The 19356-nt window shown below is 58.4% G+C and carries 18 protein-coding genes; 1 reads left to right on the top strand and 17 read right to left on the bottom strand.

Going from position 1 to position 19356, the window contains the following annotated elements; genetic code table 11:
- Window positions 1–157: 157 nt before the first annotated feature.
- The 17 genes from dnaE to rpsB form a co-directional block, all read right to left on the bottom strand.
- Window positions 158–3658 carry a DNA polymerase III subunit alpha gene (dnaE, locus tag KZ772_RS02225; RefSeq protein WP_290538262.1) on the bottom strand — a complete coding sequence of 1167 codons (3501 nt, stop codon included), beginning with the start codon at window positions 3656–3658 and terminating at the stop codon, window positions 158–160.
- Window positions 3659–3724: 66 nt separating this feature from the next.
- Window positions 3725–4363, bottom strand: coding sequence for a ribonuclease HII (gene rnhB, locus KZ772_RS02220; RefSeq protein WP_290538261.1), 639 nt, complete (start codon window positions 4361–4363; stop codon window positions 3725–3727).
- Complete coding sequence (lpxB, locus tag KZ772_RS02215) at window positions 4363–5517, bottom strand: lipid-A-disaccharide synthase (protein ID WP_290538260.1); 1155 nt, start codon at window positions 5515–5517, stop codon at window positions 4363–4365. The genes rnhB and lpxB overlap by 1 nt, the downstream gene beginning before the upstream one ends.
- 1 nt (window position 5518) lies before the next feature.
- Complete coding sequence (lpxA, locus tag KZ772_RS02210) at window positions 5519–6286, bottom strand: acyl-ACP--UDP-N-acetylglucosamine O-acyltransferase (protein ID WP_290538259.1); 768 nt, start codon at window positions 6284–6286, stop codon at window positions 5519–5521.
- Window positions 6287–6358: 72 nt separating this feature from the next.
- Window positions 6359–6799, bottom strand: a complete 441-nt coding sequence (fabZ, locus tag KZ772_RS02205) for a 3-hydroxyacyl-ACP dehydratase FabZ (protein WP_290538258.1) — start codon at window positions 6797–6799, stop codon at window positions 6359–6361.
- A gap of 36 nt (window positions 6800–6835) precedes the next feature.
- The gene (lpxD, locus tag KZ772_RS02200; RefSeq protein ID WP_290538257.1) at window positions 6836–7846 is read right to left on the bottom strand and encodes a UDP-3-O-(3-hydroxymyristoyl)glucosamine N-acyltransferase; all 1011 of its coding nucleotides are present in this window, start codon (window positions 7844–7846) and stop codon (window positions 6836–6838) included.
- Window positions 7846–8343, bottom strand: coding sequence for an OmpH family outer membrane protein (locus KZ772_RS02195; protein WP_290538256.1), 498 nt, complete (start codon window positions 8341–8343; stop codon window positions 7846–7848). Before KZ772_RS02195 ends, lpxD begins: the two co-directional genes overlap by 1 nt.
- A gap of 10 nt (window positions 8344–8353) precedes the next feature.
- Window positions 8354–10717, bottom strand: a complete 2364-nt coding sequence (gene bamA / locus KZ772_RS02190; protein ID WP_290538255.1) for an outer membrane protein assembly factor BamA — start codon at window positions 10715–10717, stop codon at window positions 8354–8356.
- The gene (gene rseP, locus KZ772_RS02185; RefSeq protein WP_290538254.1) at window positions 10714–12021 is read right to left on the bottom strand and encodes an RIP metalloprotease RseP; all 1308 of its coding nucleotides are present in this window, start codon (window positions 12019–12021) and stop codon (window positions 10714–10716) included. Before rseP ends, bamA begins: the two co-directional genes overlap by 4 nt.
- Window positions 12015–13199 carry a 1-deoxy-D-xylulose-5-phosphate reductoisomerase gene (ispC, locus tag KZ772_RS02180; protein ID WP_290538253.1) on the bottom strand — a complete coding sequence of 395 codons (1185 nt, stop codon included), beginning with the start codon at window positions 13197–13199 and terminating at the stop codon, window positions 12015–12017. Before ispC ends, rseP begins: the two co-directional genes overlap by 7 nt.
- On the bottom strand, window positions 13196–14020 hold the full coding sequence (locus tag KZ772_RS02175) for a phosphatidate cytidylyltransferase (RefSeq protein ID WP_290538252.1): 825 nt from the start codon (window positions 14018–14020) through the stop codon (window positions 13196–13198). The genes ispC and KZ772_RS02175 overlap by 4 nt, the downstream gene beginning before the upstream one ends.
- 2 nt (window positions 14021–14022) lie before the next feature.
- Window positions 14023–14802 carry a polyprenyl diphosphate synthase gene (gene uppS / locus KZ772_RS02170; protein WP_290538251.1) on the bottom strand — a complete coding sequence of 260 codons (780 nt, stop codon included), beginning with the start codon at window positions 14800–14802 and terminating at the stop codon, window positions 14023–14025.
- A 94-nt stretch (window positions 14803–14896) separates the two neighbouring features.
- The gene (frr, locus tag KZ772_RS02165) at window positions 14897–15454 is read right to left on the bottom strand and encodes a ribosome recycling factor (protein ID WP_290510556.1); all 558 of its coding nucleotides are present in this window, start codon (window positions 15452–15454) and stop codon (window positions 14897–14899) included.
- A 122-nt stretch (window positions 15455–15576) separates the two neighbouring features.
- The gene (gene pyrH, locus KZ772_RS02160) at window positions 15577–16311 is read right to left on the bottom strand and encodes a UMP kinase (RefSeq protein WP_062817765.1); all 735 of its coding nucleotides are present in this window, start codon (window positions 16309–16311) and stop codon (window positions 15577–15579) included.
- A gap of 58 nt (window positions 16312–16369) precedes the next feature.
- On the bottom strand, window positions 16370–16546 hold the full coding sequence (locus tag KZ772_RS02155; protein ID WP_290538250.1) for a hypothetical protein: 177 nt from the start codon (window positions 16544–16546) through the stop codon (window positions 16370–16372).
- A 14-nt stretch (window positions 16547–16560) separates the two neighbouring features.
- Entirely contained in the window at window positions 16561–17439 is an 879-nt protein-coding gene (gene tsf, locus KZ772_RS02150; RefSeq protein ID WP_290538249.1) for a translation elongation factor Ts, read from the bottom strand.
- A gap of 65 nt (window positions 17440–17504) precedes the next feature.
- On the bottom strand, window positions 17505–18263 hold the full coding sequence (gene rpsB, locus KZ772_RS02145; protein ID WP_062817763.1) for a 30S ribosomal protein S2: 759 nt from the start codon (window positions 18261–18263) through the stop codon (window positions 17505–17507).
- 296 nt (window positions 18264–18559) lie between these two features.
- Here rpsB and map point away from each other — a divergent pair, with 296 nt between their 5' ends.
- Window positions 18560–19354 (top strand): type I methionyl aminopeptidase, encoded by a 795-nt coding sequence (gene map / locus KZ772_RS02140; RefSeq protein ID WP_290538248.1) that lies wholly within the window; start codon window positions 18560–18562, stop codon window positions 19352–19354.
- Window positions 19355–19356: the final 2 nt, after the last annotated feature.

Below are 19356 nucleotides of genomic sequence, written 5' to 3'. Positions count from 1 at the left end.
GACCCCGCCGGAAATTGGCCTGCACAAGTGTAGCCGCAACCGGATGACAAGGTCGAGATGCGAAGCACACGGCTAGGTTGCAAACTGTTTCAGCGAAATCAGCTGCGAGCTGCTAGCTTTTAGCTCGCAGCTAGAGCCTAGTCGCTAGAAGCTGCTCTTAATACTCCATCCGCACCGCATCTTCCCCGAACTGCACCCGCAGCTCCTCCACCAATGACTCGTGGGGGCTGATCTTCCAGGCATCCCCCATCCAGAAGCTGGCGGCGGCAACCGGGTGATCCAGATCCAATAATACCGGCGTATTACCGCCCTGATACGGCGCCAGGGTCTGTTGCAGTCTCTGGGGTAGCGCTTCGCTGACCGGCACGGCCACACGCAGGCGGCGGGCAAAGGTTTCCCGGGCCTGACGCATGTCCATGATCTCATCGGCGATCAGATTGAAGCCGCCGGTGTAGTCATCGTTACGCACTCCCCCCTTGAAGATCAGGAGCGCATCCTTTTGCACAAGATCGCCATATTCGGCAAACGTCTTGCCGAACACCGACACCTCGACCCGGCCGGTCTTGTCGTCAAGGGTCACAAACGCCATACGCTCGCCGCTGCGCTTGCTGCGGGTGATGCGCAGAGCCACCACCAACCCGGCCACCGTGGCGGCCTCACCCTTGGCGGTGGGTTGCAGCGAGTTCAACCGGGCAGAGACGAACTGGCGCACTTCACTTTCGTATTGATCAATGGGGTGACCGGTGAGGAACAGGCCCAGGGTGTCCCGCTCGCCGTTGAGGCGGGTGTCATCGTTCCAGGCACGGGCCGGCTTCCACTCCACGGCGGTGGCCGGACTCTCGTCCACCGCACCAAACATATCCATGATACCCGCCGCTTCATTGCGGGCATCCTGGTCGGCGGCGGCAATGGCATCCGGTAACGTGGCCAGCAAGGTGGCCCGGTCGTGGAAGCTCGCGTTCGGACCCAACTTGTCCAGCACCCCGGCCCGTACCATGGCTTCCAGGGAGCGGCGATTGATCTTTTTCAGGTCGATGCGACGGCAGAAATCGAACAGATCCTTGAAACCGCCACCGTCGGCGCGGGCGGACACGATGGCCTCAATCGGGCCCTCGCCCAAGCCCTTGATGGCACCCAATCCATAAACGATGTCGCCTTCCGGGTTCACCGTGAAGCGGTAGCCGCAGGAGTTCACATCCGGCGGCAATACCTGCAAGCCCATGGTCTTGCACTCATCGATGAAGGTCACCACCTTGTCGGTGTTTTGCATATCCGCCGAGATGGTGGCGGCCATGAATTCCGCCGGGTAATGCGCCTTCAGCCAGGCGGTCTGGTAGGCCACCAGGGCATAGGCGGCCGAGTGGGACTTGTTGAAGCCGTAACCGGCAAATTTCTCCACCAGGTCGAAGATCTTCATGGCCAGATCCGGGTCCACGCCCTTCCCTTTTGCGCCTTCTTCGAAGATGGCCCGTTGCTTGGCCATTTCCTCCGGTTTCTTCTTGCCCATGGCCCGGCGCAGCATGTCCGCACCGCCCAGGGTGTAGCCGGCCAGCTCCTGGGCGATCTGCATCACCTGCTCCTGATACAGAATAACCCCGTAGGACGGCTTCAAGATCGGCTCCAGCCATTCGTGCTGGTATTGCGGATCCGGGTAGGCCAGCGGTTCGCGGCCGTGTTTGCGGTTGACGAAGTTGTCGACCATGCCGGATTCCAGCGGCCCCGGGCGATACAGGGCCACCAGTGCGATGATGTCTTCGAAGACGTCAGGCTTGAGCTTCTTGATCAGCTCCTTCATGCCCTGACTTTCCAGCTGGAATACCGCGGTGGTATCCCCCTTCTTGAGCAGGTCGAAGCTGGGCACGTCATCCAGCGGGATATGGTCGATATCAAGATCGTCCAGCCCTTCCCGGTGACGCTTCACATTGGCGGCCTTCACCGCCCAGTCGATGATGGTGAGGGTCTTCAGGCCGAGAAAGTCGAACTTCACCAGCCCGGCAGATTCCACATCGTCCTTGTCGTACTGGGTGACCAGGTTGGTGCCGTCTTCTTCGCAGTACAGCGGCGCAAAATCGGTCAGCTTGCCGGGCGCGATGACCACGCCACCGGCGTGCTTGCCCACGTTCCGGGTCAGGCCTTCCAGCTTGAGGGCCATTTCCCAGATTTCGTTGGCGGAGTCCTTGTCCGAGTTCTCGTCGCTTTCCAGGAACTCGCGCAGGGTTTCTTCCTGTTCAAACGCCTTCTCCAGGGTCATCCCCGGGGTGGGCGGAATCATCTTGGAGAGCCGGTCGGCCAGGCCATAGGGCTTGCCCTGGACCCGTGCCACATCACGCACCACCGCCTTGGCGGCCATGGTGCCGAAGGTGATGATCTGGCTCACCGCGTCGCGGCCGTACTTGTCGGCCACGTAATTGATCACCCGGTCACGCTTCTCCATGCAGAAATCCACATCGAAGTCAGGCATGGATACCCGTTCCGGGTTAAGGAAACGTTCGAACAGCAGGTCGTAGCCGATGGGATCCAGGTCGGTAATCTTGAGCGCATAGGCCACCAGCGAGCCGGCACCAGAACCCCGCCCCGGCCCTACCGGCACCTCGTTATCCTTGCCCCACTGGATGAAGTCGGCAACGATCAGGAAGTAGCCGGGGAAGCCCATCTGGTTGATGATATCCAGCTCGAATTTGAGCCGGTCGTCGTACTCCTTGCGCTTTTCCGCATACTCCGGGTCGTTCTTGTCCAGTAATACCTGGAGCCGTTCTTCCAGCCCATCCCGGGACAGCTTCTCGAAATACTGCTCGATGGTCATGCCATCCGGAATCGGGAAGTCGGGCAGAAAGTTTTCGCCCAGACGAATATCCAGGGTACAGCGACGGGCGATCTCGACGGTGTTTTCCAGCGCTTCCGGCAGATCGGAAAACAGCGCCACCATCTCGTCTTCGGATTTCAGGTACTGCTCTTCAGAATATTTCTTGGGCCGGCGGGGATCATCCAGGGTGTTGCCATCGTGGATACAAACGCGGGCTTCGTGGGCCTCGAAATCCTCGCGACGGATGAAGCGCACGTCGTTTGTCGCCACCACTGGCATACCCAGCTCGGCGGCCAGGGCCACGGTGGCATGCAGGCAATCCTCATCCCCCGGCCGGGAGGTGCGCTGCACTTCCAGATAGACACGATCGCCATACACGGACTGCAGCCAGTTGGCCTGCTGACGGGCCAGGCCCGTTTTCTCGGCCAGCAACAACTGCCCCACTTCGCCCTGGCTGGCGGCGGACAGCACGATCAGGCCTTCATGCAACTCTTCCAGCCACTCGGCTTTCACCAGGGCCCTGCCCCGGTCCTGGTTGGTCTGCCAGGCACGGCTGATCAGCAAGGTAAGATTCTGGTAGCCCTGCTCGTTCTGTACCAGGAAAGACAGCTTGGCCGGATCTTCGATATGGGCACTTTCCACCCATAAATCCGCCCCCATCAGCGGCTTTACCCCCGCCCCCATGGCGGCAGAATAGAACTTGATCATGGCGAACAGATTGGAGTCATCCGTCACAGCCACGGCGGGGATGGACTGGCTGGCGCAGGTCTTGATCAGTTCCTTGACCCGCACCACCCCGTCCACCAGGGAATAGTCGGTGTGCAGGCGCAGGTGGACAAAACGGGGGTCACTCAATGGGGTGTTCCTCAGTGTTTCTGTGTTCGTATCGTGTGCCGGCAAGCCAGCACCAGGCGTGCAGACTCAGGCATCAGCCCCGAGAATTCTCGCCACCGGCGCAAAGGAGCGACGATGCTGGGCCAGGGCGCCATGCTGCTCGAGCGCGGCCAGGTGCAGCTTGGTCGGGTAGCCCTTGTGGCGATCAAAGCCATACTGAGGGTGCTGCTCGTGAAGTAGCTGCATTTCACGGTCGCGAGCCACCTTGGCCAGAATGGAAGCCGCAGAGATCGCCGGCACCCGACCATCGCCCTTCACCACCGCCTCTGCCGGGCAGACAAATTCGGGGACGCGGTTACCGTCCACCAGCACGCCGTGCACGTCAAGGGGCAAAGCCTGTACCGCACGCTGCATGGCCAGCAAGGTGGCGTGGAAGATATTCAACTCGTCGATTTCTTCCGGTTCGGCACGGCCCAGGGACCAAGCCAGCGCATGAGATTTTATCTCAACTTCCAGTTGCAACCTTTTCTTTTCACTGATTTTCTTGGAGTCCGCCAGACCAGGAATCGGACGCGCCGGGTCCAGCACAACAGCAGCGGTGACCACCGCTCCCACCAGGGGGCCGCGACCAACCTCATCCACACCGGCTACCCGCATACCCGGCTGCCAGCGAAAGACGGACGGGATAAAGGGGTCGGCCAGGGCGTATTCGGAAAAGGGATCCATCAGTTACGCTCCAGCAACTGACTGACCGCATCCGCCGCCTTCTCGCTGGCCCCGCCACGGAGCTGTTCGTGTACCGCCCGGAAACGGGACTTGAGGGCGCCAGCCTGATCCGGGTTGTCGAACCAGTGGCTCACGGACTGCACGATGGCGTCAGTGGTCAGGCCGTTCTGAATCAGCTCGGGCACCATTTCCTCGCGACAGAGCAGATTGGGCAGCGATACGAATTCGCTCTTCACCAGACGGCTGGCAATAGCATAGGTGATCTTGCCCACGCGATAACCCACCACCATGGGCTTGCCTACCAGCAGGCCTTCCAGCGTAGCCGTGCCCGAGGCCATCAGAATCACGTCTGCCGCCGCCATCACCGTACGGCTCTGCCCGTCGACCAGGGTAACCGGCAAATCCGCTGCCGAATCCAGCAGTGCCTGAATCTGTTCGCGGCGGGCACCGTTGGCGGCGGGAATCACGAAGTGCAGCTTTGGTCGCTGAGCATGCAAGGCCACCATGGCATCCAGAAAAGCGGGCATCAGCTGTCCCACTTCCCCGCCACGGCTGCCGGGCAGCACCGCCAGGATATCTGTATTGTCCGGTAGCCCCAGTTCGGTCCGGGCTGCCGGGGTGTCGGTATCCAGGGGCACGCGATCCGCCAACGGGTGGCCCACAAAGGCCACTGGCACCCGATGCTGCTCATAAAAACGCGCTTCAAACGGCAGCAGGCACAACATCAAGTCGATGCTACGCTTGATCCCCTTGATCCGGCCCTGCCGCCAGGCCCACACCGACGGGCTCACATAGTGGACCGTCTTCAGGCCCTGATCGTGCAGACGTCGTGCGATGGGGAGAGTGAAATCCGGGGAGTCGATGCCGATGACCACATCCGGACGCTGCTCAAGCAGGAAGCTTACCAATTGTTTGCGCAGACACAGCAGTTCCGGCAAATGGGCCAGGACCTCGGTGATACCCATCACCGACAGCTTTTCCATGGGAAACAGGCTGGAAAGACCAGCTGCGGCCATTTCTTCGCCGCCGACGCCGATAAAACGGGCATGGGGATAACGGGCCTGCAGTGACTGCATCAACCCGGCGCCAAGAATATCGCCGGAGGCTTCTCCGGCGATCAGGGCAACAAGCGGTGCGTCCTTGCGCTGGCTCATTCTAGCGAGTGATGCCGCGTTCGGAAGCCTTGAGGGAGTCAATGAGGATCTGCAGCTCGTCGGAGGCATCCATGGCTTCCAGCTCTGACAGTGCCTGCTCCAGCGTCAAACCCTGACGGTAGATCACCTTGTAGGCCTGGCGCAGAGACGCAATCACTTCCTTCGACCAGCCACGGCGTTTCATACCTTCGAAATTCATGCTGCGTGCCTGGGCCGGGTTACCGGACACCATCACGTAGGCGGGAATATCCTTGAGCACCAGCGAACAACCAGAGGTCATGGCATAGGAGCCGATCTTGCAGAACTGGTGGACCCCGGTCATGCCACCGAGAATCACTCCATTACCCACGTGGGCATGACCCGCTACCGAGGCATTATTGGCGAAGATACAGTCATCGCCGACTATGCAGTCATGGGCCACATGCACATAAGCCATCAGCAGGTTACGGCTGCCGATTTTGGTCAGGGAGTTGTCCTGGATCGTACCGCGATGGATGGTCACCGACTCACGGATCACATTGTCATCACCAATTTCCAGTCGGGTCGGTTCACCCTTGTATTTCTTGTCCTGGCAGTCTTCACCCACAGACGCGAACTGGAAAATATGATTGTTCTTGCCAATGGTCGTCGGTCCCTTGATGACCACATGAGAGGCAATAACGGTACCCGCACCGATTTTCACATCAGGGCCGATGACGGTATAGGGGCCGACCTGCACATCCTCTGCAAGCTCTGCGGCCGGATCAATAAGGGCGGTCGGATGTATCATGGAATTTTCGCTTTATTTAGCTGTAAATACAGGGAGTATACGCCAAACCTGTGCTGGCATATGCCGCCCGACTCAGACCTTCTGTTCCGCCACCAGCATCTCTGCACTGGCGACAATCTTGCCGTCCACCTTGGCCTCACAGGCGAACTTGAGGATATTGCGTTTGGTCATGATGAACTCGGCACTAAGATGCAAAGTATCACCCGGTACCACGCGGCGCTTGAATCGCGCACGGTCAGTACCCACCAGCAAATAGATGTACCCATCGCCCGGTTTCTTGTTCTCGGTAACAAAGCCGAGAATACCGGCGGCCTGGGCCATGGCCTCAATGATCAGCACACCCGGCATAATTGGCTCGTGGGGGAAATGACCATTAAAGAAAGGCTCATTGATGGTCACGTTCTTGATCGCTTCAATGCGTTTGCCGGGCTCCACGTCGAGGACCCGGTCAATTAGCAAAAAAGGGTAACGATGCGGCAGGTATTCCCTGACCGCCTGAATATCCATCATCATGTGTTCCACACAGGCAAGTGCCGCAATACGCGGTCGTTAATCGCTTGAACGTTCCAGTTTGCGCACGCGGCGAGCCAGATCATCAAGATTTCGGAAGCGAGCCACATTCCGACGATAGCGGCTCTGGGTATCCACAGGCAACGCAGAGCCGTATGTGCCAGGCTCAGTGATGGAACTGGAAACCAGTGACATGGCCAGAATCTGCACCTTGTCACATACCTCAATGTGCCCGGCAATGCCGGCGGCCCCGCCGATCAGGCAGTAAGCGCCGATTTTCGCAGAACCGGCAATACCGGCTTTACCCGCGATAGCGGTATGATTCCCGATCACCACGTTATGGGCAACCTGGATCTGATTATCCAGAATCACACCGTCGCCGATCACTGTGTCTTCAATGGCACCCCGATCCACGGTGGTACCAGAACCAATTTCCACATCTGCGCCGATGATAACACCGCCGACCTGATGCAGCTTGGTCCACCCGCCACCATTGAAGGCGAAACCAAAACCATCGCCGCCAATTACGCAATTGGCGTGTATGATAGTGCGCGGACCCAGTGTCACACCATGATAAATTGTAACATTTGGCCAGATCTTGCACTGCTCTCCGATTACCGAACCGGCGCCAACCACCGAATTGGCCATGATCACGGCCCCCTCACCCACCGTGGCTCCAGCATCGATCACCGCATTGGGGCCGACCGAAGCGGAGGCAGCTACCTGAGCCTGCCCGTCAACTACCGCTGAGGGGTGAATGCCCGGTGTCGGCACCGGTGCGGTTTCGAAAAAGGCACTGGCCTTGGCAAAAGACAGGTAGGGGTCTTTCACAATCAGCGCGGCTACCGGGCAGAACTCCCGCTGGGATTCAGGAATCAGTACCGCCGCTGCCCGGGTCTGCTCCAGGAAGCTGCGATAACGCGGATTTGCCAGAAATGTCAGCTGGCTGCCCGTGGCAGATTGGATCGTACCCAGACCATCTACTGGCTGATCGGGGTTTCCGACCAGTTCTGCATCCAGCTGCCGGGCCAGTTCGCCGAGAGTCAACATTACTTCATCTTGTTCAGTTGTTTGGTCACCGCTTCGGTGATATCCAGATCCGGTTTGGTGTAAATCACCGCTTGAGCGCTGACAACCAGGTCCAGATTCTCTTTCTTGGCAACTTCAGCAACAGCGCTTTGCAGTTTGGGTTCCATTTCCTGCAGCAGTTCACGCTGGGCATCGCTGGCACGCTTCTGCAATTTACGCTGCAGGCTCTGGATTTCGATCATTTTCTGCTGACCTTTGGTCTGCATTTGCTCCTGCTGCTCGGAAGACATGGTCATGCCTTCTTTCTGCATTTTTTCCTGCATCTTGCCCACTTCCTGACGCAGGCTGTTGAGCCGCTGCTCATCGGCGCCCAGCTCTTTCTCCAGGGCGCTCATGCGTGATTTCACATTATCAGCCGCCTGCAGGGCTCCAATGGGGTCGATCACACCGACACGACCTTCAGCCATGGCCAAAGCCGGCAGCATTACAACAAAAGCAGCAATCCATTTTTTCATCATTATTAAACTCCTAAAAAGTCTGTCCCAGAGAAAATTGGAAAACTTCCGTGTCATCACCGGGCTGGTCATTCAGTGCCTTGGCGAGGTTGAAACTGAGCGGGCCAATCGCTGTCAGCCAGGTCAGCCCCACCCCCACGGAAGTACGCAAGTCAGTAGCTTCGAAATCGGCCACAATATCAGTACGTTCTGTTTCAAACACATTGCCCGCATCGGCGAACAGGAAGGTTCGCACGCTTCGGGATTCCGGCGCAAACGGTGTCGGGAAGATCAGCTCCAGGCTGGCTTCGGTAAGCAGGTTGCCACCAATGGGGTCCGGATCCGGATCAGTAGTGCCATTGAGGAAAAACGCCAGGCCCTCAGAGCGTGGCCCCAGGGAGCGAGATTCATAGCCACGAACAGAACCGATCCCACCGGAATAATAATTTTCAAAGAACGGCAACACCGTATCGTCCCCGTAGCCATCGCCGTAGGCCACATCCGCCCGGGTACGCAGTGTCCAGCGCTGGGTAATCGGGAAATATTTCTGACCGTTCCAGTTCAGCTTATAGAAGCCATAGTCCGAGCCTGGGACGGCAACCTCCAGTCCCAGACTGCTGGACCAGCCACGATCCGGCAATACACCGCGGTTCAGGGTGCTGGTCTGTAGCGAGGCATTGAACTTGTATTCGTTGAACTCAGTGCCTTCCTTCTCAAGGAAGTTAAAAATATCAACGGCGACAAAATCCCCGGTGGTGATATCAGTTTGCTCATAGGTACCACCGAAACTCAGTCGCGAGTATTCGGAAATTGGATAGCCAAAGGTCACGGAACCGCCCAGACGATCCGCCGCATAGGAGGCTACCGAGGTTTCATCAAAATCAATTTTCGAATAGAACAAGCTGAAGCCACGGCTTACCCCATCCAGGGTGTAATACGGGTTGTAATGGGAAAAGCTATAGGAGTCCCGGATATCTGAACGGCTCAGTGCGAAGGAGACCCGGTTACCGGAACCACGCCAGTTGTTCTGGGTCACATTGGCACCAAAGATAAACCCGGAGGCATCGGAGAAACCGACATTGGCGCCGATGGAGCCGGATGGCTGCTCTTCCACCTTGTATTCTACGTCTACCAGATCTTCGGAATTCGGCACCCGGGGAGTATCCGCTTCCACCACACTGAAGTAGCCCAGCCGCTGCAGACGCTGACGGGACAAGTCCACCAGGGAAGTATTGGCCGGCGCCTGTTCAAACTGGCGCAGTTCCCGACGCAGCACTTCGTCATCGGTTTTTGCGTTACCGCTGAAGTTGATGCGGCGCACATAAACCTTTCGACCAGGCTCCACATAGAACGTTACGTCGACGGTATTGTCTTCATCATTAGCATTGTGGTCACGGCCGTTGACCTCGGCAAAGGTGTAGCCCTCATTACCCAGACGGCGTTTAAGCAGGTCATTGGTGTAGGTCACCAGTTGCTGGCTAAATACCTGCCCTTTCTTGACGATAAGCAGCGGCTCAAGCTGCTCCTCGGCCACCACCAGATCACCGGCGAGCTTCACTTCATTAACGGTGTACTGCTCACCTTCCGCCACATTGACAGTAATAAATACACTGCGGCGGTCAGGAGTTACAGATACCTGAGTGGATTCGATGGAAAAGTTGATATACCCGCGATCAAGATAATAGGAACGCAACCGCTCCAGGTCACCGCTCAGTTTCTGTCGGGAGTATTTATCATCACCCTTGATGAACGACCAGAAGCCGGTGGAATTCAGTTCGAAATCCTTGAGCAGTTCTTCGTCATCAAACAGATCGTTGCCAACGATATTGATATCACGGATTCGAGCCGCCTTGCCTTCATAGATCTCGATCTTCAGTGCCACCCGGTTGCGCGGCAGCGGCACGGACTCGGTCTTGATATCGGCACCATACCGGCCCTGGCTCACATACTGACGCTCCAGTTCACCGGCAATCGCCTGCAAGGTGGAACGCTGGAATACCTCGCCTTCGGCAAGCCCTGCCTCGGTCAGCCCCTTGCGCAGGTTTTCCTCGTCGATGGACTTGTTACCGGACAGCTCGATACGGGCAATGCTGGGGCGTTCTGCCACCACCACCACCAGATCGTCGCCATCGCGGCCCAACTGCACATCCTCGAAGTTACCGGTGGCAAACAGGCGTTGTACCGCATCCACGATCTGCTCGCGGTCAACAGTGTCGCCCGCCTGAATCGGTAATTCCGCATAGACCCGCTCCACCGGCAGGCGCTGCAGGCCCTCCACGCGTACATCATGCACCTTGAACGGCACCAAGGATTCCGCGTTTACCCAAGGTGCCAGACACAGGCAGGCTACCGCCAACAGGCCCTTCAGGGGGCGGTTTAGTTTGTCCCCAAATATCATGAAAACTGCTTCACCAAGTCGTTGTAAATGGCCAGTAGCATAAAGCTGACAACCAGCGTCAACCCTACCCCTTGTGCGGCCATAAGAAACCGCTCCGGTAAACTGCGACCGCGAATCATTTCAATGATTCCAAAGAAAATCCAGCCGCCGTCGAGCATGGGTACCGGTAGCAGATTGATAATACCGAGAGTGATGCTCAGGTAAGCCAGCAACGCCAGAAAACTGGCGATACCGTAGGAAGCACTCTCCCCGGCCACCTGGGCGATGGTAATGGGACCGCCCAGATTATCCAGGGACAGCTTGCCGGTAACCAGTTTCACCAGACTCGCCCAAACCACCTCGCTCTGTTCCGCAAAGCGCTCTGCAGCCGCCAGAATGGCGCCACCGGGCCCGAAGTGCTGCTGATAAATACCGCCCATTGCGACGCCGATGCGACCGAAACTTTGCTCCCCTTCCGTCACTGTTTCCGGGGTTACAGCAAAACGTCGCAAGTCCCCATCTCTGAGCACAGAAATTTCCAGAGTCTTGCCCGCAGACGCCATGATGCTTTCTTGCCAACTCTGCCAGCCAGTGACCGGCTCGCCATCCAGGGCAATCACCTGGTCACCGCCGCGCAAACCTGCCTGGTCCGCGGCACTGCCTTCGACAACCTCACCGATCAACACCGCCTGACTGATCCCAAGGGCATCCAGCGGCAGCTGTTCAAGATCTGCAGACCAGGGGGACGTATCCAGCTCGCGAACCGCTCTTTCACCGGACGCGGTAGTTACCGTTACCGGCAGGGTTTGCGTTTCACCCAGGTGCAGAATCAATTCGTTATAGAAAGGACGCCAGCCTTCTACGGCGGTACCACCGGCCTCTACAATCCTGTCGCCGGGAACAAAGCCGGCCTTTTCCGCCACGGTGCCGGGCGCCACTGGCCCCACCACAGCCTGCATACGGCTCTGCCCGAAACTGACCATCAACAGCCAGTAAATCAGCACGGCAAGAATGAAATTGAACGCCGGGCCAGCGGCATAGGTAATCACTCGCTGCCAGGCCGGTTTGCTGGAAAACTCTCCCGGGTCGCCTTTGGCGGTTTCGTCTTCACGGGCATCCAGGGGTTTTACGTAGCCACCCAGGGGAATCCCGCTAATGACCCAGTCGGTCCCCTTCTTGTCCGTAAACCGGAACAGCTTGGGTCCAAACCCCACAGAGAAAGTCAGAACGCGAACGCCGAAGGCACGCATTGCCAGAAAGTGGCCCCATTCATGAAAAGCCACAATAATGACGATGGTGACAACGAAGGCCAGGATCGTCAGCATCCGCGCTCCTTGATCCACTGACAGGCAGCACTGCGCGCCTGCCGATCAATCTCCATTACCGATTCCACATCCGTACAGGCGGGAGCAGCCTGGCTTTCCAGAGTGCGTGCCACCACAGCGGGAATCCCCATAAAATCCAGCCGGCCAGCGAGGAAGGCAGCAACGGCCTCTTCATTGGCCGCATTCAATACCGCCGTGGCCGTTCCACCAGCGCGCATGGCATCCCGCGCCAGACCGAGGCACGGGAAACGCTGCAGATCCGGGGCCTCGAAATTCAGCCCCACCAGGGCGGAAAAGTTCAGGCGCTCTGCACCGGACTCCACCCGCTCCGGCCAGGACAGACCGCAGGCGATGGGGGTCCTCATATCCGGTGTACCCATTTGTGCCAAAACCGAACCATCCCGGTAGGCCACCATGGAATGCACAACGCTCTGCGGATGCACCACCACATCAATCATGTCCGGGGACACATCAAACAGCCAGCAGGCTTCGATAAATTCCAGCCCCTTGTTCATCAGGGTGGCAGAATCCACCGAGATCTTCGGGCCCATGTCCCAGTTGGGATGTTTCACCGCCTGTTCCGGCGTCACAGCCTTGAGTTCTTCAACACTGAATTCACGGAACGGGCCACCGGAAGCAGTGAGCAGCAGCCGCTCCACGCCGGCATTGACGCCCTCCTCGGGGAGGCACTGAAAAATCGCGTTATGCTCGGAATCCAGTGGCAACAGCGTGGCCCCGTGACGCTTTACCGCATCCATGAACAATGAACCGGTGACCACCAGGGCCTCTTTGTTGGCCAGCAATACCCGCTTGCCGCTTTCTACCGCCGCCAGAGTCGGCCTGACGCCCGCCGCTCCGACGATAGCAGCCACCACGGTATCCGCATCCGGATGGGCGGCAAGATCCGCCAAAGCACCGGGGCCTGACAATACTTCCACTTGAGACCCGGCCTCAGCGAGATGGTTCCTGAGGGACGCCGCCGCAACAGGGTCTGACATGGCCGCAAAACGGGGCCGGACTGTCAGACAGAGCTCCGCCATCAGTTGCCAGCGGGAGCTGGCCGTGAGAGCAAATACCTCATACCGCTGCGGGTGCCGGGCCACCACATCCAGGGTCTGCTGGCCAATGCTGCCGGTGGCTCCGAGAATTGTCAGACGCTGTCTGGCAGTGGGTGTCACAGACTGCCTCCCGGCAGGGAAAACCAGTTGAAACCGGCCAGGGCGATGGGCATGGCGGCGGTGACACTGTCGATACGATCCAGCATGCCACCGTGGCCGGGCAGGATGGTGCCGCTGTCCTTGAAGCCTCGCTCACGCTTGACCATACTCTCGAACAGATCACCCAGTGCCGACGCCAATACCGTCAACAGGGCCACGATCATCAGCGGAAGCAAGTTGGCCTCCAGCAGCCCGGCCGCATAGACCCCTGCTACCACTGCCAGCGCCAGCGCCACACCGCCGGCCAGACCCTCAATGGTCTTGCCGGGACTGACCAGCGGCGCCAGCTTGTGTTTACCGAACGCACGGCCGGCAAAATAGGCGCCGGTATCCGCCGCCCATACCCAGAGCAGAATGAACATCAGTGCCCAGGGGCCAGCCAGACCCAGTGCGCCCACATCCTGAAGTTGCACAATCGCCGCCCAGGAAGGCACCAGCAACAACAGACCAACCAGAGCCATCAGCGCCGGGCGATACCAGGCGCGGGCGTTGCCCGGATAGCCGATCACCAGCACCAGGGCCAGCAACCACCAGACCGGGATGGCGTTGAGGAGCCAGGCCGGGCGGTAGATCTCCGCCAGTGCCATCACCACGCCCAGGCCAATCACCCAGGCGCTTCGCACTGCAGCGGACACCTTGCCCATCATGGCCGCCCACTCCCAGCCGGCCAGCACAAAAAATACGCCAGCGACCAGGGCAAACGGCAAGCGATCCAGCCCGAATACGGCGCCCAGAACAATGGGCAGCAGGATCAGCGCGGTAATCACGCGCAGTTTCAGCATTCTTATTCTCCTTTCAACCCGGCCACTTCTTCGCCAGAGCGTCCAAAACGTCGCTGGCGGCCGGCATAGTCCTGCAAGGCGGCAGCAAAGGCGTCCGCATTAAAATCAGGCCATAAAAGCGGGGAAAAAAACAGTTCGCTGTAGGCCAGTTGCCACAGCAGAAAATTGCTGATGCGCTGGTCTCCGCCAGTGCGAATCAGCAGGTCGGGCAGAGGCAGATCAGCCATGGCCACCTGCTGCCCCAGGGCTTCGGGTGTGATCTGATCAGGCGTGATACGGCCCTGCTCCACCTGGATAGCCAGCTGACGGGCCGCCTGGGCAATATCCCACTGGCCACCGTAGTTCACCGCGATGATCACCGTCATGCGCGAGTTATCCGCGGTCAGCGCCTCGGCCTCGGCCATGCCTTCTTGCAGGTCCTCAGCAAAGGCACTGCGATCACCGATAAAACGGATGCGCACACCATGGCCATGCAGCTCTTCCACACGGCCGCCCAGGGCCTTGAGGAAAAGCGCCATCAGGTGATCCACTTCCGCCTGCGGGCGACGCCAGTTCTCCGAGCTGAAGGCAAACAGGGTCAGTGCTTCGATACCCCGTTCTGCGGCGCTGCGGATAATGGTCTGCACCGTGGCCTCACCGGCACGATGCCCTTCTTCCCCGGGCAGCCCCTGCTTGCGGGCCCAGCGGTTGTTGCCATCCATGATTATGGCCACATGCCGGGGAAGTTCACCCTGGTGGGAGTCGATGTCCGGGGCGCTGGAGTGGATGTTTTCACTGGCCATACTGCATCCGCCAAATAACAAAAAGCGGGCTGACGTACACCTGAATCCCTGGCTTCAGGTCACAGCCCGCATCAGTGAATGATGACCCATTGTGCTAAACGGTCATCAACTCCTCTTCTTTCTCTTTCAGCACACGATCCACTTCCACCACCATCTTGTCGGTGAGTTGCTGGATCAATTCTTCGCCGCGACGCTCTTCATCCTCGGAAATTTCCTTTTCCTTCAGCAGCTCCTTCAGGTCGCTGTTGGCGTCCCGGCGAACACTGCGCACTGATACCCGCGCCTGCTCGGCTTCAGCCCGTACAACCTTGACCAGATCCCGGCGAGTTTCTTCGGTCAGCGGCGGCAACGGCAGCCGGATCAGGCTGCCAGAGGTGGACGGATTAAGGCCCAGGTCGGAGGTCATGATGGCCCGCTCAATCTGCGGAATCAGACTCTTGTCAAAGGGAGAGATGGTCAGTGTCCGCCCCTCTTCTACGGAGATATTGCCCAACTGCTGCAATGGGGTCTCCGCACCATAGTAATCCACCGTGATATTGTCCAACAGACTGGGATGGGCACGTCCGGTACGTACACGCTTCAGCGCGGTATCCAGCGCAGCCAGACTTTTCTTCATGCGGGATTCCGCATCTTTGCGAATATCGTCAATCACCGTTATTCCTCGCCTTTCTTTTCAGCAGGGCCTGGCAAGCCTCGAGATGCCAACCAGACCCTTGTTATGCAACGCCCGCAAAGCGGACAACACAAAACTTCATGACAATGGCTGCCCGGGGATTACCCGGCTTCCACCAGGGTGCCTTCGCTGCCACCCAGCATCAGGTTCAGCAGCGCGCCCTTCTTGTTCATATCAAACACGCGCAGAGGCATGGAGTGATCACGGCACAGACAGATGGCCGTGAGATCCATAACCCCGAGTTTTTTATCCAGCACCTCGTCGTAGGTCAAGGTGTCGTATTTGACCGCGGCCGGGTTCTTCTGCGGGTCATCATTATAGACCCCATCCACCTTGGTGGCTTTTAGTACCACATCAGCACTGATCTCGATACCGCGAAGGCAGGCAGCGGAATCAGTGGTAAAGAAAGGATTGCCGGTACCGGCACAGAAGATTACCACCTCACCATTCTTGAGATGGCGATTGGCATTGCGGTGGTCATAATGCTCCACCACCCCGCTCATGGGGATGGCCGACATCAGACGGGTGCGGATATTGGATCTCTCCAGCGCATCGCGCAGGGCCAGCCCATTCATTACCGTAGCCAGCATACCCATATGATCGCCCGCCACCCGGTCCAGACCAGCGCTTTGCAAGGCCGCACCGCGGAACAGGTTACCACCACCTACTACCAAGCCCACCTGGACCCCGATACCGACGAGCTGGCCGATTTCCAGGGAAATCGCGTCCAGTACCTTGGGATCAATCCCGAAGCCTTCGTCACCCGCCAGCGCTTCACCGCTCAGCTTGAGCAGAATACGGTTATAGCGCGGCGAGCGCTCCTTGTTCGTCGGCATGTCTTGTTCTCCACCACTCATAAGAAAGCGCCACCCATGAATACCCGCTCTTACTATATTACCGGTTCAAACCGGCCTTTACGCTGCGCTCGTCCCGCGTCGGTATATGGCCTGCTAGCACAGTACCGCCCCGCACGATGGTTGCAAGCGCTTTTGCTTGAATCGCCTGTAACAGCCAGTCATCAGGCGAAAAAAACGCCCTGCTGATCTCGCCAGCAAGGCGTTCTTTACTCATCAATCGATGCCAACTCAGCCTTTGGCTGCAGCTTCTACCTCGGCAGCGAAATCGACTTCTTCTTTCTCAATACCTTCGCCCACCACCAGACGCTCGAAAGCGATGATCTCGGCGCCGGCACCCTTCACCAGGGAACCTACGGAAGTATTGGGATCCTTCACGAAAGGCTGGTCCAGCAAGCTCACTTCTTTCAGGAACTTGTTGATACGGCCACCGAGCATCTTCTCGACGATCTCGGCCGGCTTGCCTTCCATATCCGGCTGGGCACGGATGATCTCTTTCTCTTTTTCCAGCGTTTCCGCCGGAACCTGATCACCGCTGATTACCATCGGGTTAACCGCAGCCACGTGCATGGCCACATCTTTACCCAGCTCGGCGTCGCCGCCTTTCAGGGCTACCAGCACGCCGATACGGCCGCCGTGAACGTAGGCACCAATGGCACCCTCCGCTTCCAGCTTGGCAGCACGACGAATCTGGATGTTCTCACCGATCTTCTGAACCAGCGCCTGACGGGCTTCTTCAACGGTGGAACCATCTTCCAGCTTCAGCTCGCCGATTTTGGCAGCGTCGGTTTCGCCAGCGGCCAGAGCAGCGCCAGCCACTTTGTCGCAGAAACCCAGGAAGTTGTCATCACGGGCCACGAAATCGGTTTCGGAGTTGATCTCTACCATTACAGCCACAGTGTTGGCGTCGTTGGTCGCAACCACAACACCGCCTTCCGCGGCAGTACGACCGGCTTTCTTGGCCGCTTTGGCCTGACCGGACTTACGCATGTCGTCAATGGCTTTTTCGATATCGCCATCCGCTTCCACCAGCGCCTTCTTGCACTCCATCATGCCAAGACCGGTACGCTCGCGAAGCTCCTTAACCATTGCAGCAGTTACAGCAGCCATGATTATCCTCTCAATTTGGTAAATTTCGGTAAGACAGGCAGGCCGCGAAGGCCTGCCTCGACGGATCAACCTTCGGCTTTCTCGCCTTCGGCCTCGTCGGCTACCTCGACGAATTCGCTTTCACCACCGGTCTGGTTCTGGGCGTACTGCTTGCCTTCCAGAATGGTGTCGGCCGCCGCTTTCACGTACAGCTGAATAGCACGGATGGCGTCGTCGTTACCCGGGATCACGTAATCCACGCCATCCGGGTTGGAGTTGGTGTCCACCACCGCTACAACCGGAATACCCAGCTTGCGGGCTTCCTGCAGGGCGATGTCTTCGTGATCCACGTCGATCACGAACAGGGCATCAGGCAGACCGCCCATGTCCTTGATACCACCGATGGAGCGCTCGAGCTTGTCCATCTCACGCTTGCGCATCAGCGCTTCTTTCTTGGTCAGCTTGTCAAAGGTGCCGTCCTGGAACTGGGCTTCCAGCTCGCGATACCGCTTGATGGACTGACGGATGGTTTTCCAGTTGGTGAGCATGCCGCCCAACCAACGGTGATCAACGTAGGGCATACCGCAACGCTGAGCTTCTTCGCTCACCGCTTTCTGCGCTGCACGCTTGGTACCAACAAACAGGATCTTGTTGTTGCTGGCAGCCAGCTTGTTCAGGAACGCCATGGCGTCGTTGAACAGGGGCAGGGTCTTTTCCAGGTTGATGATGTGAATCTTGTTACGGGCGCCAAAGATGTATGCATTCATCTTCGGGTTCCAGTAACGGGTCTGGTGGCCGAAGTGCACACCGGCCTTCAGCATATCGCGCATAGTTACGCTGGACATTGTTAATACTCCACTTTGGGTTAGGCCTCCACGCCCCCGCATAAACCCAACCAGCAACCTTAAACAGGAAGTCCGGCACCCGGGGCTATGTGACGGGGCATGTGTGATTTCCTTCCCCACCCAACGGCGGTTACAATGCGGCACTTGTCGCCACAGGGCCGTCAGTGAGCGGGAAAGCGCGCGCTTTATACCACAGACACCCTTCCCGGGCAACGCCAAAGGCGCATTACCGGCGTAGAGAGCGCTGACACAAACCCGCTCAACCCACTGAAATAGCTGGAGTTTCCTCAAGTATCATGAATGTAGTCATCAAAACCCCCGAACAGATCGCCAAAATGCGCGAAGCGGGCAAACTGGCCGCCGAAGTCCTGGAAATGATTGGCGAGCACGTCAAGGCGGGGGTCACCACCGAGGAACTTGACCGGATCTGTCACGACCATATCGTCAACAAGCAGCATGCTATCCCCGCCTGTCTGGGCTATGGCGGCGCACCGGGCCGTATTCCGTTCCCGAAATCCGTCTGCACGTCCGTGAACCACGTGGTTTGTCATGGCATTCCCAATGACCGTAAAGCTCTCAAGAACGGCGACATCGTCAATATCGATGTCACCGTGATCAAGGATGGCTGGCACGGCGATACCTCCAAGATGTTTTATGTGGGCGAGCCCTCGGTACTGGCCCGCCGGCTGGTGGAAACCACCCGCGAGTGCATGATGGCCGGTATCCGCATGGTCAAACCCGGCGTCCGCCTGGGCGATATCGGCCACCGCATTCAGAAAATCGCGGAAGGTGAACGCTTCTCTGTAGTGCGCGAATACTGCGGCCACGGCATCGGCGAGGGATTCCATGAAGAGCCCCAGGTGGTGCATTACGGCAAGCCTGGCACGGGTCTTGAATTGCAGGAAGGCATGGTGTTCACCATCGAACCCATGATCAACGCCGGCAAGGCGGCCAACAAGCTGCTACCGGACAACTGGACCGTGGTCACCAAGGACCGCAAGCTGTCTGCCCAGTGGGAACACACCATCGCCGTCACCGCCGATGGTTATGAGGTACTGACGGCCCGCAGCGAGGAAACCGATCTGTACTGACA

Source organism: Alcanivorax sp., from assembly GCF_019431375.1.
In the GTDB taxonomy this organism is placed as follows: Bacteria; Pseudomonadota; Gammaproteobacteria; order Pseudomonadales; family Alcanivoracaceae; genus Alcanivorax; species Alcanivorax jadensis_A.
The sequence above is the reverse complement of the archived record's forward strand: the minus strand, read 5'-3'. Positions and strand labels throughout refer to the sequence as shown.